General features: G+C 37.5%; 17 protein-coding genes and 1 riboswitch. Of the genes, 2 read left to right on the plus strand and 15 right to left on the minus strand.

The genetic code is table 11. The annotated features are described in order from the left end of the window. Positions 1-157 precede the first annotated feature (157 nt). From LQU94_RS05275 to LQU94_RS05305, 7 genes are all read right to left on the minus strand, one after another. Positions 158-652, minus strand: coding sequence for an O-acetyl-ADP-ribose deacetylase (locus LQU94_RS05275; protein WP_230696648.1), 495 nt, complete (start codon positions 650-652; stop codon positions 158-160). A gap of 35 nt (positions 653-687) precedes the next feature. Continuing rightward, entirely contained in the window at positions 688-1,347 is a 660-nt protein-coding gene (locus tag LQU94_RS05280; protein ID WP_230696649.1) for an aspartate/glutamate racemase family protein, read from the minus strand. Positions 1,348-1,359: 12 nt separating this feature from the next. Continuing rightward, a complete protein-coding gene (locus tag LQU94_RS05285) occupies positions 1,360-1,680 on the minus strand; it encodes a rhodanese-like domain-containing protein (protein WP_230696650.1) in 321 nt (106 codons plus the stop codon). 57 nt (positions 1,681-1,737) lie between these two features. After that, positions 1,738-3,390, minus strand: a complete 1,653-nt coding sequence (locus LQU94_RS05290; protein WP_230696651.1) for an FAD-dependent oxidoreductase — start codon at positions 3,388-3,390, stop codon at positions 1,738-1,740. A 60-nt stretch (positions 3,391-3,450) separates the two neighbouring features. Further along, positions 3,451-4,020, minus strand: coding sequence for a 4Fe-4S binding protein (locus tag LQU94_RS05295; protein ID WP_230696652.1), 570 nt, complete (start codon positions 4,018-4,020; stop codon positions 3,451-3,453). Continuing rightward, positions 4,004-4,213: a DUF362 domain-containing protein gene (locus LQU94_RS05300; protein ID WP_230696653.1), complete on the minus strand. Its 210-nt coding sequence runs from the start codon at positions 4,211-4,213 to the stop codon at positions 4,004-4,006. The genes LQU94_RS05295 and LQU94_RS05300 overlap by 17 nt, the downstream gene beginning before the upstream one ends. A 76-nt stretch (positions 4,214-4,289) precedes the next feature. After that, positions 4,290-4,949: a Crp/Fnr family transcriptional regulator gene (locus LQU94_RS05305; protein ID WP_230696654.1), complete on the minus strand. Its 660-nt coding sequence runs from the start codon at positions 4,947-4,949 to the stop codon at positions 4,290-4,292. Positions 4,950-5,080: 131 nt separating this feature from the next. On the opposite strand from LQU94_RS05305, the gene LQU94_RS05310 reads away from it, so the two are divergent. Continuing rightward, entirely contained in the window at positions 5,081-6,022 is a 942-nt protein-coding gene (locus tag LQU94_RS05310; RefSeq protein ID WP_230696655.1) for a magnesium transporter CorA family protein, read from the plus strand. 26 nt (positions 6,023-6,048) lie between these two features. Here the strand turns inward: LQU94_RS05310 and sstT are convergent, their stop codons facing one another. From sstT to LQU94_RS05350, 8 genes are all read right to left on the minus strand, one after another. Beyond that, the gene (gene sstT / locus LQU94_RS05315) at positions 6,049-7,293 is read right to left on the minus strand and encodes a serine/threonine transporter SstT (protein ID WP_230696656.1); all 1,245 of its coding nucleotides are present in this window, start codon (positions 7,291-7,293) and stop codon (positions 6,049-6,051) included. 358 nt (positions 7,294-7,651) lie between these two features. Beyond that, positions 7,652-8,062, minus strand: coding sequence for a hypothetical protein (locus LQU94_RS05320; RefSeq protein ID WP_230696657.1), 411 nt, complete (start codon positions 8,060-8,062; stop codon positions 7,652-7,654). Position 8,063: 1 nt separating this feature from the next. Continuing rightward, positions 8,064-9,569, minus strand: coding sequence for a Na+/H+ antiporter NhaC (gene nhaC, locus LQU94_RS05325; protein WP_230696658.1), 1,506 nt, complete (start codon positions 9,567-9,569; stop codon positions 8,064-8,066). A 179-nt stretch (positions 9,570-9,748) separates the two neighbouring features. Further along, positions 9,749-10,267 carry an energy coupling factor transporter S component ThiW gene (gene thiW / locus LQU94_RS05330; RefSeq protein ID WP_230696659.1) on the minus strand — a complete coding sequence of 173 codons (519 nt, stop codon included), beginning with the start codon at positions 10,265-10,267 and terminating at the stop codon, positions 9,749-9,751. Then, complete coding sequence (gene tenA, locus LQU94_RS05335) at positions 10,264-10,938, minus strand: thiaminase II (protein WP_230696660.1); 675 nt, start codon at positions 10,936-10,938, stop codon at positions 10,264-10,266. The genes thiW and tenA overlap by 4 nt, the downstream gene beginning before the upstream one ends. 55 nt (positions 10,939-10,993) lie before the next feature. Continuing rightward, a riboswitch (TPP riboswitch) is annotated at positions 10,994-11,082 on the minus strand. Positions 11,083-11,219: 137 nt separating this feature from the next. Beyond that, complete coding sequence (locus LQU94_RS05340; protein ID WP_230696661.1) at positions 11,220-11,588, minus strand: hypothetical protein; 369 nt, start codon at positions 11,586-11,588, stop codon at positions 11,220-11,222. After that, entirely contained in the window at positions 11,589-11,939 is a 351-nt protein-coding gene (locus tag LQU94_RS05345; RefSeq protein WP_230696662.1) for a PqqD family protein, read from the minus strand. Next, entirely contained in the window at positions 11,926-13,875 is a 1,950-nt protein-coding gene (locus LQU94_RS05350; protein ID WP_230696663.1) for an OPT family oligopeptide transporter, read from the minus strand. The genes LQU94_RS05345 and LQU94_RS05350 overlap by 14 nt, the downstream gene beginning before the upstream one ends. 389 nt (positions 13,876-14,264) lie before the next feature. Here LQU94_RS05350 and LQU94_RS05355 point away from each other — a divergent pair, with 389 nt between their 5' ends. Continuing rightward, positions 14,265-15,662, plus strand: a complete 1,398-nt coding sequence (locus tag LQU94_RS05355; protein WP_230696664.1) for a sodium:alanine symporter family protein — start codon at positions 14,265-14,267, stop codon at positions 15,660-15,662. Positions 15,663-15,746 lie beyond the last annotated feature (84 nt).

Here is a 15,746-nt window from a genome sequence, read left to right on the forward strand (position 1 = left end):
CTTTATAACCATTGAAATAAACGTTTTCTTCCCCTTGCCTTTGGGAAAGAAATTTTTTTATTTTTATTTATAATTATTTGATTTCAATTTTTAATAAAAGAAAAAAGAGACTCTCTTTTTTGAAAGCCTCTTTTTCTTTCTAATTTTATATTTTCTCCTATAATTCTTTATAAACGGCCTCTGCCAACTTATAAGAATCTTCATCAAAAGCCACCAAATACAATTCTAACTCTTCCTCTTGTTTTTTCATCTCTTCTAGAGCAATTTTTATGGCCTCTTTCTTAGGATAGCCATAAACACCTGCAGAGATAAGAGGAAAAGCCAAGGATTTTAGCCCCTTTTCCTTTCCAAGATTGAGGGAATTTTTATAAGCGTTTCTAAGCAATTCTTCTTCCCCTTGCTTTCCATCTTTATAAATAGGTCCTACCGTATGGATAACAAATTTTGCCGGAAGTTTGTAGCCTTTTGTTATTTTTGCCTCGCCGGTTTTGCAGCCGTTTAAGGTTCGGCACTCCTCCAAAAGCTCTGGTCCAGCCGCTCTATGAATGGCGCCATCCACGCCTCCACCGCCTAAAAGACTTTCGTTGGCCGCATTAGCAATTCCATCTACCTTCATGGTAGTTATATCTTTTTGTACAATGGAAATACTCATACTCTCCGTCCTTTCTGTACATTTTGAAAAAGAGCCTATTCGGCTCTTAATCGTTTTAACATATCTTCCGTAGGATCGATAAAGGGAATGTTTGTTGCCTTCTCCAATTCTTCTTTTATATAGGGGAAATGGGTGCAACCTAAAACAATGCCATGAATTTTGTATCTTGGATCTTGAATCCCCTCTAAATAGTCAAGCCAACCGTATAGATTTAACTCTTCCAAAATTTTTTGGGGCGATTTCCCTTCCTCTATGTCCAGTACAACCGGCAAATTCCCAAATGTTAGGGTTTGAATTTCTTCATCCGATGCGGTAATCATCTGATCAATGCCATAAGCAGAAATTCCATTGGCCGCAACAATCGCAATATTTTTCATTCCTTCTGGCAATTTTTTATAGGTTTCCAAAGGAGTAATTACAGGAATTCCCAACTCTTCTTGAATTTTTTCGTAATCAATGGCAGAACTTAGGGAATTGCAATAAATAAAGATTTTTTCCACTCCCTCTTTCATCCCCTGGCGCGCCTTTTCCAACACAATATTGCCCAACTCTTCTCGAGAATAATATTGCATTTGAGTTTGCTCTTTGGGATTTTTTGATAGGGGAAAAGAAATCGCCTCATAACCATTGGCTTCCAATAAATCGGCTCCCATTTTTGTGTCTATAAATGTTCCTGCAAATACGCCGACTTTCATATATTCACCTACTTATAATTCTACAGGACCTTGGTAGTCCTGAATTCCACCAATATTTCTTACTCGAGGATATCCCCTTGCCATCAATTCTCTTTCTGCCTGACCGCTTCGCCCGCCACTATGACAATAGACAAAAATCGGTCTGTCTTTTTTCGGGAAGGTTTCCTCTATTTTTTCCAAAACATCCAAAGGAATATTTACACTCCCGGGAATACGTCCTTCCTTAAATTCTTTTTCCGTGCGAACGTCTAATAAAATCGCATCCTTGGTATTCTTATAATCCTCAATTCCTTTGTTAATATCAATTCTCTTAAAAATCTCAAATCCAAACATATTTTCTATCTCTTCTTTCTTCTAATTTCTGCCTTCATATATACCCGGATGTTGTATTTATTTTTCAATTTTTTCTGGATAATTTGCCGAATAATAAATATAGGATCCATCCAAATTCATTACGGAATATCCCGCTTCTTTTAGAATTCTCTCCGCATTATAAGAACGAACGGAGCTTCTACAGTGAACAATATATTTCTTGTTCTTATCTAATTCTTTCAATCGATCTCTTAATTCATCCAATGGAATATTTTTGGCCCCTTGAATATGGCCCGCTGCGTATTCCTTTTCTCCGCGGACATCAATCAACTCATAGCCTTCTTCCAGTTTTTCCTGCAATTCGTAAATCTGAATGGGATTGGTTAATCCCAAAATAACATTATGGGCAAAATATCCTGCCATATTTACCAAATCTTTTGCCGATCCAAAAGGAGGCGCATAAGAAAGTTCCAACTCTTGCAAATCTTCTACTTTCATTCCCGCTTTAATGGCTGTAGCAATAACATCAATTCGTTTGTCTACTCCTTTTTCTCCGATGGCTTGTGCTCCTAAAATTTCATGGGTGTCTTTGTCAAATAAAACTTTCAAATACACATCTTTTGCTGTAGGGAAATATCCAGCATTGCTCTTTCCTACTAAGTGAAGAGCTTGGAAATTTCTTCCTTTCAATTGGGCCTCTTTTAACCCAGTGCTTCCAAAGGCTTTGGTAAAAATCCTTACAATGGCAGTTCCCAAGGATCCCGATAATTTATGTTCGATTCCACTTAACATATCCGCTAACTGGCGCCCTTGTCGATTGGCTGGAGACGCCAATGCAATCATAGCATCTTCCCCTGTAATGGTATGTTTGACAATAATTGCATCTCCTATGGCATAAATATCTTTTACAGAAGTTTCGTAGTTTTCGTTTACTACAATCCCATCCTTCATTCCCAATTCTATACCAGAACCCTTAAGGAATTCCGTTTCAGGGCGAACACCAATGGCTTCAATTAACAGCTTCGATTCCAAAACCGTTCCGTCTTTTAGGGTAAGAGTATTTCCTTCTATTTTTTCAATCTCGTTTTCTAAAAATAATTTCACTCCATTATTCTCTAATTCTTCTTGAGCAAAACGAGCCATCTCCGGATCGAAAGGAGGTAAGACGGAGCCGGAACGCTGAATCATATTTACAGAAATTCCTCTATCTACTAGATTTTCTGCTACCTCTAATCCAATAAATCCACCCCCAACAATGGTGGCTTCTTCCGGTTTTTCCTCTTCAATAAACTGCATAATTCGGTCTAAATCTGGAATATTTCTTAAGCCAAAGGTCCCTTTGTGGCTTTCGATACCTTCTGCTTCTAAAGAGATGGGGACAGCCCCTGGGGATAATACCAAAACATCATAAGGAATTTTCCCTTCTCCCTCTTTTGTCTTTGTCCTTAGAACTTTTTCTTCCGAATCAATAGAAATTACTTCTTCATTGGGACGAATTTCCAATTGGAACCGCTTTTCCAAAGTTTCCTGCCCTACAACAATCAAATCTCCTCTTTCCTCAATTTCATAAGAAATATGGTAGGGCAATCCACAATTGGCAAAAGAAACGTAAGGATTTTTATCCACTACAATGATTTTGTCCTCTTGATTCAACCGACGATATCTTGTAGCAAAACTCATTCCACCTGCTACACCGCCAACAATAACAACCGTCTTTTTTTCTTTATTCATACATTTCCTCCCATTCTAATTATGTACCTTTATTACCTAGTACATACCCTTATTTCCTTCTCACTTCGTTTTTTTACTGTGAATTTTACAAATTTCCTGAGTCATCGTCCCCATTGGACAAAAACCACACCATGTTCTAGGTTTATACAAAACCATAACAATCATTCCTATCAGGGCGGAAGTTACCATTAAACTATAGAAACCGTAGGAAAACTGTAGCGCCCATCTTGGCAAAAGCCCAGGAATGCTTTCCCCAGAAAAAGGGATTCGAAAGGTCCAAAATAGAGTCAAAACTTCTCTTACATTTTCTCCTTGAAGGGCTACACCATAGGTTAGAAAAATCAGATTCCCAAACATCGTCAAAAAGAATAGCAAAAATCCATAACGAAACCACTTAGAATACATCCATGAAGGAGTATTTTTCTTCCTTGAAAATTTCTTACCCAATAGAGAGAACCATTGGCCTCTTCCACACAAATGGTTGCAAAAATATTTATTTCCTCCAAATAGAGCAAATAGCAAAGGAATGAAGAAATCTAACATTCCCAACCAAGCAAATCCAATATAGAAAAATCCTAGAATAAAAAACAAAAGACTCCAAATCCAAAGATAATCAAACCACTTTTTCATGGGTTTCCCTCATCTCTATTCCATTTACAGGACATTCCCTCTCACAGCGGCGACACCCTACACATTTTTCTTTTTCCACTATTGCATAGGATCCTTTCCAAATAGAAATTGCTTTTTTCGGACAAACCTTTAAGCAGGATCCACAAGCAACGCAGCTCTTTGGAATCACTTCTGCTTTTTGCTTTTTAGCCATATATCCCTCCCAATAAAAAACTCTTTCTGTTATCATAGCAACAGAAAGAGTCCTTGTATGTAATTCAGTCACACAATTACAAAATATCTTTTAATTTTTTTACGTCTAAAATTTTAATTTTCCCACGAGAAAGTTCTAAAATTCCTTCTTCTGCCATATATTTCAAAGTTTTCGTCACCACTTCTCGAGCACTACTTATGGATTTTGCCACCTCTTCATGGGTTATACAAATCACTTTCTCTTCTTCCATAGGATTCATCTCTTCCCACAAAAACCTTGCTACTCGGCGATCTGCCCCCATAAATAAAATTTGTTGCATCGTTTCAACTACATCGGAAAAACGAGCATTGGCCATTTGATTTAGGTACAACTCCAAGGTTACATTGTTCTTTATCACAGTATTCAAAACCTCTGTCGGGATTACAACACCCACCAAATCCTTTGTCACTTCTATGATTGCATCAAATTGAATCTTATCCAAGAGACAAACACTGGAAAAAACACAAAAATCTCGTCCATTCATGCGGTACAAAGTTACCTCTCGCCCCTCCTCCGATAGAATGTACACTCGCAACTGACCTTCTAGAATAAATAAGGCCCCTGGGCAAGCCCCATTGTTCTGATTAATAATCTGATTTTTTGAAAATTTTTCTTTTTTAATGTTCTTCCCTACAAATTCCTTCTCTTCATCCGTTAAAAGATTCCAAAAAGGAATTTCCTCTCGATTCCAATTCATAACCTACTCCTTATTTTTCTTCTTAAATTGATTATACCCTAGACCTTAAATTTTCCAAAACATTTCTCTGCATCTTGAAAAATTCTACTCTTTGGCTTACAATTCATATAATTCAGAAATTAGGAGACTTTATGAAACGGCAAATTTCTCACCCCTATGTATCCAATACAGAGCAGAAAAAAATCCCCTGGATTCATTTGGAAAATCCAACTCCGGAGGAAATTCAGTCTATAATGGAAAGCTATCCCATTCCAAAAGATTTTATAACGGCAGGAATCGATGAAGACGAACCCACAAGATACGAAAAATACATCTCCGAAGATTTAAGGGAGTGGCATCTTTTCGTCTTTCTCTATCCCATAAAAACCAAAGACATTCCTCCAGCTGACACCTACGATACTTTGCCCTTGGCCATTGTTTTATCAGAAGAAGTCATGATTACCACTTCCAAGAAACCCTATCCTTTATTGGAAGAAACTCTTCGAACAGAGGCTTACAACTCCCACTATAGCGCAGATACTTGGCTAATGGATATTTTTTGGGCGATTTCGAGAGAATACATTTGCCATCTAAAGGAAATAAAAATCTCTCTTTTGGAAATTGAAAAATCTGTATCCTCTCAAACAGAAAATTCTATTTTTTATGATTTGATTGGTTTGAACAAAGGATTAATTTCTTTTGAGGCTTCCATACAAGGAAATACCAGACTCTTAAAAGGATTGGAGGAAGAGGCCGAAAAAAACGGATTGGATTTTAAAGAAAAACAACTTTTGAGAGACATTCAAGTGGAACACAACCAAGCCATTCATCTCGTTTATAAATATGGATCTATTATTGAAAAGTTAACCAATATTTTAAGCAATGTTATAAACAACAACATGAATCTGGTTATGAAAAAATTAACCATTTGGACCATTCTCCTAACGATTCCCACCATTTCCACAGGATTTTGGGGAATGAACCTTTCTCTTCCCTTCGAAAAAAATCCCTACGGTGTATGGATTGTTACCTTTCTCACTGTTCTCGTCCTATTTCTCACTTATTGGTGGCTTAAAAACAAAAAGAATCTATAAAAAAGACTCGCCTAGGCGAGTCTTTTTTATTTTGCTACTTTGGTTACATTTCCTGAGAAAGTTCCCTCTTTCATACGTTTTGCAATATCAGCAGTAGCTGTAAACAATACGTCTGTTGAAGAATTCAAGGCGGTTTCCGCAGAGTCTTGAATTACTCCAACGATAAAGCCTACTCCTACAACTTGCATTGCAATGTCATTATCGATACCAAACAAACTACAAGCTAACGGAATCAATAATAAAGATCCACCAGCAACACCAGAAGCACCACAAGCACTAACAGCTGCTAAAACACTTAATAGAATAGCCGTAGGAATATCCACGCTTACGCCTAAAGTATGGGCCGCGGCCAAAGACAATACAGCGATGGTAATGGAAGCTCCACCCATATTGATTGTTGCTCCCAAAGGAATCGAAATGGTATAAGTATCTTCTTCCAATTGTAAATCTTCACAAAGTTTTAAGTTTACTGGAATGTTAGCCGCAGAGCTACGAGTAAAGAATGCTGTAATTCCACTATCCTTCAAACATTTCAAAATCAAAGGATATGGATTTTTTCGAATGTTTAAGAATACAATGATTGCATTAACTACCAAAGCATCAAATAACATCAAACCAACCAGTAAAGCAATCAATTGGCCATAGGACAATAGAGATGACAATCCAGTCGTTGCAATAGAGTTAAATACAAGGCCCATAACCCCAATTGGAGCAAAGCTAATAACAAAGCGAACCACAGAAGAAACCGCCTCTGAAATATCGCCTAAAATCGTTTTTGTCGCATCGGATGCAGAGCGCAATGCGAAACCAAACAATAGAGCCCAAGCCAAAATACCCAAATAATTTGCATTCATTAAAGCATCTACTGGATTGGATACTACATTAAAAATAATCGTATGTAATACTTCGGAAATTCCACTTGGAGGAGCTACTTCTGTTGCCCCCTGTACCAAATTTAGTTCCAATTTGAAAATAAAGCTTGCAATAACAGCCAAAGCACCAGCTGCAAATGTTCCGACTAAATACAGCCCGATAACGTGTTTCATATTGGTTTTTTGTCCCGCTTTATGATTAGAAATCGCTGCCATAACTAGGAAAAATACCAATACGGGAGCAACCGCTTTCAACGCATTAACAAAGAGTTCACCAAAAATAGAAATAAATGATAACGGACCTGGAGCTACAACTGCCAAAATAATACCGATGATTAAGCCAATGATAATTTGTTTAACGAGGCTTAATCGCTTCCATGCTGCAAAAAAACTTCTCATCTCAATCCCCTTTTCTATTGATTTTTGTACATTTTACAACTTTCCACAGTAATAATCAATAGTATTTCCGAAAAAAGTGAATTTTTTGTGAAGTTTTTTCACCATTTTTATACAACTCTTAAAATTCGCCATATTACTAGGATTTAATCGTCTTACAAGAAAGAAAAGGGCAAGATATTAGGGCAAAAACATAGTTTTCTCCTATTTTCTTTCACACATTTTTCACTTTTTACCCTCTGACTTCTGATTTTTTTCCTCTAGTCGTTCTAAAATTTGGTACTATTATTCCTCCATCATAGATTCTACCCCCTAAATACCCACAAAATAAAAAAATCCCATCTAGATAGATGGGACTTCTTTATTTTGCTATTTTTTCAATTTTTAGGTTGGGACGTTGTTGTTTTACTATTTTCTTTATTTTCAATGTATCTTCTTGGGTCATTTTGAAGGCCCTAGTTGCCATACCCTTCCCAAAATACACCATTACATAAGGGGCTATTTTTTGAAAATCCATTGCAACTCCTGTAACCTCTTCCCAGGTCCAAAGATTCTCAATCTCTTTTCCAAAGAGTTGGTATTGAATATTGATTCCCTTTTGAGAAACAATATGAGATTTTTTCAAAAAACAAGCCAAAAGAACCAATAAAGTAATCGGAATAAATACATATCGTTTGGCCCATACTTCAAAGACAAGCATGACCAATACGATGCCAACCAATGAGATGGTGTTGGCTTTTTTCCTCTCTTTTAGGATTCCACGAACTTCCATATTACATTTGAGCTGCTTTTCTCTCCGCTAAAGCAGCCATAGCAATTTTCTTCGCTTCTTCTGGAGCATCTGGTTCTGGCAATTGCTTCATTTTTCCAAAAATATTACGATAAGATCCATCGGCATAGATAATATTTCGGTTAAAGTACGCGGTGGTTAAAGCGTAAATTGGGTTGATTAAATTCATAAAGGCAAAAGGAATATAAGCGAATACAGAAACGCCTAAAACAGAAGAATGGTAGGCTCCGCAAGAAGACCAAGGTACCAATGGTGACCAAAGTGTTCCGCTGTCCTCCATGGAACGGGACAAAAGATTTCTTCCCAATCCCATTTTGTCATATTCATCCTTATACATCGCAGAAGGAATAATCAATCCCAAATATTGGTCGCACATGGTAGTAATACAAAAAACAGATGTTACCATTGTTACCAATACCAATTGGAAAGGAGTTTTTACCTTTTTAATCATTCCGCCAATTAAAGATTCGATGGCTCCTATAATTTGAAGAATTCCACCAAAACCAACCGCTACAATTACTAAGTTGTTGGTCCACAACATAGAATCCATTCCCCCACGATTCATAAGGGCATCGGCTAATTCATTTCCAGTTTCTGCGGAATATCCATAATGAACCATTTCCAAACAATCGGCAAAGCTTGCTCCTTGGAAAACGACCGCAAATAAACAGCCAATCGCTGAAATTAAAAGCACGCCTGGAATGGATGGCAATTTCATTACCGCTACCACTACAATTAACACCAATGGAATCAAGAGAATGGGGCTCATATAATCGTAATGTCCAACAATGGCATCACTTAATTCATTGGCAACGGTAGGATCGTAATTGCTAGACATATTTAGGGACAATACAGCATAGATTACAATGGCAATTACCAAAGAAGGAAAAGTCGTTGTAACCATGGCACGAACATGGTCAAACAGCCCCGTTTGAGATGCGCCCGCCGCTAAGTTGGTAGAGTCGGAAAGAGGCGAAAATTTATCCCCTACACACGCTCCTGAAATAATCATCCCAGCAATTAGGCCTGGATTGATTCCCATCGTTTTTCCAATCGCCATAAAGGCAATTCCCAAGGTAGCAGACAAAGTCCATGCAGAACCCAACGCCAAGGCAACCACAGCACACAAGGCACAAGCCAAAGGCAAGAACAAAGCAGGAGTAATGGTTTTTAATCCATAATAAACTACAGCAGGAATCGTACCAGCGTATTCAAAGGAACCAATTAAACAACCTACAAATAAAATTAAAATAATGGCTTCTAAAGATTGGCTTACTGCATCCAAAGCACCGGCTAACATTTCCTTGTAGCTATGTCCCGCACGAACTCCCACAAACATGGCTACAGCAGAAGCAATAATTACGGGAATATGAGGATCCGCTCCCCATTCAAGAACATAGTTCATAATCATAATCGTCAATAAAACGACAATTGGTGCGGCTGCTTCCAGCTTGTTCGGCAATCGCACCGATTTCTTCATTTCTTCCATAAAAACTCCTTTCCATTTTTAAGTCAAATAGGTCCCAACCTAGAAGACTTTGATAACCAAATATCATTTTATGGATTTATTCCGCTAAAGTAAAGGAAGAAATCGCAAAATAACAAGGATTGCCATACTTTTAGAAAAGATACAATGTTTTTTCTAAAAGGCTGTAAAAATATACAATATCAATGACTTTTTTGCCATTTCCCTTGGATTTTATGCAACAAACCAGACTTATCCATAGAGGTTAAAACAACAATGGCAATAATTGTTCCCCCAATTGTGGAAATAAGAAAAGGAATTACAAAGGTAAATAGGGCCGCTTCTTTATTCCCCATTAAAAGATACGCAATGGGATAGGAGGTGATTCCCCCTAAAATTCCTGTGCCAAAAACCTCTCCAAAATAAGCTCCCCAAAGATGTTTGGTTCTCTTGTACAAAATTCCTGAAAGAAAAGCGCCAAACATACTTCCTGGAAAAGCAAATACACTTCCTAACCCCAACATATTTCTAATTACACTGGCCATAAACGCCTGAGCCAAAGCGTACCCCGGCCCCAAACAAACCGCACTAATTACATTGATTAGATGTTGAATCGGAGCACATTTTGCTCCAAAAATCGGAATGGTAAAACTAGATCCAACCACAGCAATGGCGACCAAAATAGCCGTATAAGCCATTTTCTTACTATTGTTTTCTTTCAACGTTCTCCCTCGCTTCCTTCAAAATAAGCCATGTCCCAGAATTTTAACTCATACAAACAACAAACGCGGAATACTTCTTTCAAATATTCTTTCCTTTCTGGCGAAAGATATTTTCCGATTTCATCCATTTGCTTAATATACTTTTGGGCCCCTTCTTGAAACTCTTTCGAAGTATAGCCAAGAATCCATTCCCCGTAAAAAGGATGGTCCTTTGCTTTTGGATTTCGTTTATGAATCCCATTGGCGATTTCTGCATAGGTCCAGGCACAAGATAAAAGAGCCGCTACCACCTCTTCATATCCACCTTTTTGCGATACAGAAAGCATATAGTTTGTGTAAGAACGATTGAGAAAATCCATCTCTGTTTCCTCTGCCTCTTCCAAAGAAATCCCCAGTCGTTTCATGTACCCTCTATGAATCCCCATTTCTCCATTAAGAGTTAAATCCATCGATTGGGCAAAAGAAGAAATCCATTCTTTCTTTTCACATTTTAGAGCACCCAAGGCAAATAATTTTGCATAATCCCATAGATACAAATAGTCTTGAATCATGTAAAATTGAAACTTTTCTATGGGCAAATCCCCTTTTTCCAGCCCTTGAATAAAAGGATGCACATCGTAGGCTTCCCAAATTTCCTTTGTGTACCCTTTCAACTCTTCCGTAAATCTCATAAACAATTCCCTCTCTTTCCCAATAAAAAAACCGCGATAAAAATCGCGGTAGCCAAAGCATTCAGATACACTTCCCTCCGCTAATATTACTTAGATCAGGTTCATAGGGTATTTCTCAGTCTCGCGACACCCCTAGTGCTATCTTTAGCATAGATTATATTTTCTTTCTCGTCAAGGTATATGTTTAGAATAATAAAATATATTAAAGTGTATAAGTTTTTTGTACTTTTCCCAATAAAAAACACCCTAGATTTCTCTAAGGCGTTTTTTCGTCTAAAATCTTATCGCCGACGTTCTCCTCGTCGATAGATTTTCTTTCCTTTGTTGTCTTTTTCTTCGATTAGATAATTATTTTGGATCATAAAATCGATCAATTGATATTTGAACTCTTTTTCATCCACCACAACGGCGGTCTTGCTAGAATAGAAATTCTTTGCTTGAACGCCTTTAATCATTTCGCTTAATTCCTGAGAATTTACGCTATCGTGATGCTTCAAATGATCTAAAACTTTAAGGGAAGCATTGTGTAAGAGTTTTTTTGCCAACTCTTCGTCTTCGCCCATTTTCTTCTTTAGACCAATCATATAGAGAATAATCGTAGCTAGGGCAAACAAGAGGATTCCAATTATAATAATCAGCGTCTCACTCATCTATTGGCTCTCCTTCTTTTGGAACTTTACATATTTTTCCTGGCGAAGAATGTAGAAAAATTTCGACAAACGCTCATACAAAGGCTCCGCCTCTTCTCCAAATTCTTCTTTTAACAAAATTCCAATTTCATAAATGCTTCTTTTCCCATCGATGCACTTCCAAACCATACTCCCGTACTCATCCAAGTGGATATCACTAGTTTTCGGTGTATGGAAAAATTTTTGAGCGATTTTATTGTACATCCCCTTGTGCTCCAAATGGAGAGTCACAAGGCCTTCTTCTTCGCTCCAATTCATTTCCTCTTTTTTTACTGGAATATGATCCAAATAATTTTCTTTATTTTTCTTCATAATCTACGTATAAATCTTTCTTCCATAAAGAATTTTTTAAGAAAGTCAAAATCAACAATGCGAAGAACACCAAGCCACCGATATTTCCTAAACTAATACCGCGAGCAGATAAATCAATGTATTCTCCCAAGGTAATTCCGCCAGCCCATGGAATAATAGCAAGAACGGCAAGTAAAATACCAACTATACCTTCACCGGCAATCATACCTGAAGCATAAAGAATACCACTGGTTGAAACTCTTTCTCTTGTTTCTTCGTTTTTGAATTGTTTTCTTTCAAAATACAATTTGATTAAGCCACCTACCATAATAGGAGTGGATAAGTGAATTGGCAAATACAAACCGATGGCTACAGGAAGAACTGGTAAACCAACAATTTCAACCATAACGGCTACTGCTATACCAACAAATACCAAATCCCATGGCAAGTTTCCGCCCATTACTCCCTCAACAACCAACTTCATAAGAGAAGCTTGAGGAGCTGGCAATTCTTTGGAACCGTAACCCCATGCTGCGTTTAACAAATACAAAACGCCGGCAATGGCCAAACCAGATGCAATGGTACCGATAATTTCACCAATTTGTTGTTTATATGGTGTCGCCCCAACAATATAACCAGTTTTTAAGTCTTGAGACATATCCCCAGCCATAGCTGCAACAATACAAATAATGGTACCGATGATAATAGCGGTAATCATTCCTGCACTGCCAGTAACTCCTGTTGCTCTTAATAAAATGGTTGCGATCAACAAAGTCGCAATCGCCATACCAGACACAGGGTTGTTGGAACTACCAACCAAACCTACCATACGAGAAGATACAGTAGCAAAGAAGAAACCGAATACGATGATCATCAATGTACTACCAATTCCCAATGGAATCGTTGGAGTTAAGAAAATAATGGCTAATACCACAGCCAACATAATAATCAAATATTTTCCATCTAAATCCTTAGATGTACGATCAATGGCAATATCAGCGCCTTCTTTATTTTTCAAAGAAACCAAACTTTCTTTGAAAGTACGAATAATCAATGGCAAAGATTTTACCAAAGAAATAATACCACCAGCGGCAACGGCACCGGCCCCAATGTATCTTACATAGTTAGACCAAATGTCCCAAGTGCCCATCTCTCCAATAGGAGTTGTAGCAGGGAATAAAATGGTATCGCCACCAAAAGCCTTGATCATTGGCATTAAAATAAACCAAGCCAAAACCCCGCCAGATAACATGTAAGAAGCAATTTTTGCTCCACAGATGTAACCAACACCGGCAAGGGCTGGCAATACATCCATACCAATCCCAGAACCGTCAAATTTTTCAATGGACCAATCTACTTCACTTGGGAACAATTTCAATCCATCCGCAATAAATTTGTACAAAGCTGCGATTCCCAAACCAGTAAATACTGTAGAAGCTGCGCTACCACCTTGTTCCCCAGCAACCAATACCTCTGCACAGGCTGTTCCTTCTGGATAAGGCAATGTGCCATGCTCTTTTACAATTAGGGCTTTACGAAGAGGTACCATAAATACCGCTCCCAACAAGCCACCACTAATACAAACAAGAGCCATCGTTAAGTAATTTGGTGCTTCAAAAGCTCCATTGCTTTCCGCCACCCACATAAATACTGCTGGCAAAGTAAAAATCGCACCCGCTGCCAATGATTCCCCTGCAGATCCTATGGTTTGTACCATATTGTTCTCAAGAATGGAATCCTTCTTCAAAATAATACGAATAATTCCCATAGAGATAACGGCAGCAGGAATAGAAGCAGAAACTGTCATACCAACGCGCAATCCAAGATAAGCGTTTGCCGCACCAAAAACAACGGCCAACAGAATACCTAAGAAGATGGACGCAAAGGTAAATTCCGGCATCACTTTATCAGCCGGAACATAAGGTTTGAACTCCGCTGAGTTCTTTTGGTTCTCCATATCTATCTCCTTTACAAATAAAAAATAAAATAAAATACTAACACTTCATAGTATAACATAAACTTTGTTAAAAATGTACCGTAAAAATGAGATTACAACGTGATTTTTATTGAAAAATACACGTTTTTCTTTACTGTGCTAAAGCGATGAATTGTTTCTCTTCTTTTCTTCCTCTCCAACTAAAAACTTTCTGCTTTTCTATCCTCTTCTTAAAATTTATTTTCCTCTTTATTCCCCTTTCCCTCTTACCTCTCAACGCAAACAAAGTTTAGCTCTATCAAAAATTCTTTATTTTTTTGTAGACTATATAAAAAAATATTTTATAATATAGTTTTTTGTGATAAAATAGTGAAAGTGAAAAATAAAATGAAATACAAATGAGGTGAATCATGGATTTATTGTTAGCAGTTAATGGATATCTTTATTATCCGATTCTAATTTTGGTTCTCATTGGAGCCGGTCTATATTTTACATTCCGTACAGGTTTCTTGCAAATTTCTTTGTTTAAGGAATCTATCAATGTACTTACAGAAAAACCACATGATGGAGAGGTTTCTTCTTTCCAAGCATTAATGGTTTCTACAGCATCCCGCGTAGGTACAGGAAACATCGTAGGGGTTGCACAAGCCATCTGTCTAGGAGGCTACGGTGCCGTTTTCTGGATGTGGGCTATTGCCGTTATTGGTGGAGCTTCCGCCTTTATTGAGTCAACTTTGGCCCAAATCTACAAACGCAAAGGTAGCGACGGAACCAGTTATGGTGGACCAAGTTATTACATAGAACACGCTTTAGGTTCTCGTGGTCTTGGTGTTGTCTTTGCTATTTTCTTAATTTTAACCTATGCCGTTGGATTTAATATGTTGGCTTCTTTCAATATGCAAGACTCTTTCAAGATATATGATTTCTATGTACCAGGACAAACTTCTTGGATTATTGGAGGTATTTTAGCCATTCTTGCTGGTTATTGTATTCTTGGTGGCGGAAAGCGTATCATCAAAGCAACTTCTATCTTAGTTCCTTTTATGGGTATGATTTTTGTTGCCATGTCTATTTTTATGATTTTGAAAAACATTAGCTATATGCCTACTGTTTTCTCTAATATTTTCTCTAGTGCCTTTGATTTCCAAGCCATTTTCGGTGGTTTATCTGGATCTGTTTTGGTTTATGGTATCAAACGTGGTTTGTACTCCAACGAAGCCGGTATGGGTTCTGCCCCAAATGCAGCCGCTTCTGCCGATGTATCCCATCCCGTAAAACAAGGTCTGGTTCAAATGTTCTCTGTATTTTTGGACACTTTGGTAATTTGTTCTGCAACAGCTTTTATGGCTATGTCTTCTGGAATTCCTAACACAGAAGAGCTTGCAGGAGCCCAATACGTGCAAGAATCTTTGGCTACTGTTTTTGGTCATTACGGATATATTTTCATCACTGTATCTCTAGGATTATTTGCCTTTACAACATTGCTTGGTAATTTATATTATGTAGATAGCTGTTTAACGTACCTAAACAAAAAAGTTCCTTCCAAAACTTTTATGATCGTATATCGTATCATTGCCACTCTGTTGATTTTTATCGGTGCTGGTATGGAAATGGAATTGGTTTGGAATATTGCTGACTTGCTAATGGCCTTAATGGTATTGGTAAATGTTCCTGTAATTATTATTCTCGGAAACCAAGCCTTAAAAGCATTGAAAGACTACAGAGCCCAAAGCAAAGAAGGGAAAAATCCCGTGTTCTTAGCCAAAAATATTGGTTTGGACGAAAGCAAATTAGAATATTGGAAATAAAAACACAAAACAAAAAAGAGCGATATATATCGCTCTTTTTTTATTGTCTTTTTTCTTATTTTAATAAATTGTCTTATATCTTTT

Origin of the sequence: Peptoniphilus sp. KCTC 25270, from assembly GCF_021012875.1 — a bacterium.
In the GTDB taxonomy this organism is placed as follows: domain Bacteria; phylum Bacillota; class Clostridia; order Tissierellales; family Peptoniphilaceae; genus JAJMZJ01.

Bases quoted from the DNA above. Each gene is read 5' to 3' on its own strand.
- LQU94_RS05275 (WP_230696648.1), bottom strand. From the start codon at position 652: ATGAGTATTTCCATTGTACAAAAAGATATAACTACCATGAAGGTAGAT.
- LQU94_RS05280 (WP_230696649.1), bottom strand. From the start codon at position 1,347: ATGAAAGTCGGCGTATTTGCAGGAACATTTATAGACACAAAAATGGGA.
- LQU94_RS05285 (WP_230696650.1), bottom strand. From the start codon at position 1,680: ATGTTTGGATTTGAGATTTTTAAGAGAATTGATATTAACAAAGGAATT.
- LQU94_RS05290 (WP_230696651.1), bottom strand. From the start codon at position 3,390: ATGAATAAAGAAAAAAAGACGGTTGTTATTGTTGGCGGTGTAGCAGGT.
- LQU94_RS05295 (WP_230696652.1), bottom strand. From the start codon at position 4,020: ATGAAAAAGTGGTTTGATTATCTTTGGATTTGGAGTCTTTTGTTTTTT.
- LQU94_RS05300 (WP_230696653.1), bottom strand. From the start codon at position 4,213: ATGGCTAAAAAGCAAAAAGCAGAAGTGATTCCAAAGAGCTGCGTTGCT.
- LQU94_RS05305 (WP_230696654.1), bottom strand. From the start codon at position 4,949: ATGAATTGGAATCGAGAGGAAATTCCTTTTTGGAATCTTTTAACGGAT.
- LQU94_RS05310 (WP_230696655.1), top strand. From the start codon at position 5,081: ATGAAACGGCAAATTTCTCACCCCTATGTATCCAATACAGAGCAGAAA.
- sstT (WP_230696656.1), bottom strand. From the start codon at position 7,293: ATGAGAAGTTTTTTTGCAGCATGGAAGCGATTAAGCCTCGTTAAACAA.
- LQU94_RS05320 (WP_230696657.1), bottom strand. From the start codon at position 8,062: ATGGAAGTTCGTGGAATCCTAAAAGAGAGGAAAAAAGCCAACACCATC.
- nhaC (WP_230696658.1), bottom strand. From the start codon at position 9,569: ATGGAAGAAATGAAGAAATCGGTGCGATTGCCGAACAAGCTGGAAGCA.
- tenA (WP_230696660.1), bottom strand. From the start codon at position 10,938: ATGAGATTTACGGAAGAGTTGAAAGGGTACACAAAGGAAATTTGGGAA.
- LQU94_RS05340 (WP_230696661.1), bottom strand. From the start codon at position 11,588: ATGAGTGAGACGCTGATTATTATAATTGGAATCCTCTTGTTTGCCCTA.
- LQU94_RS05345 (WP_230696662.1), bottom strand. From the start codon at position 11,939: ATGAAGAAAAATAAAGAAAATTATTTGGATCATATTCCAGTAAAAAAA.
- LQU94_RS05350 (WP_230696663.1), bottom strand. From the start codon at position 13,875: ATGGAGAACCAAAAGAACTCAGCGGAGTTCAAACCTTATGTTCCGGCT.
- LQU94_RS05355 (WP_230696664.1), top strand. From the start codon at position 14,265: ATGGATTTATTGTTAGCAGTTAATGGATATCTTTATTATCCGATTCTA.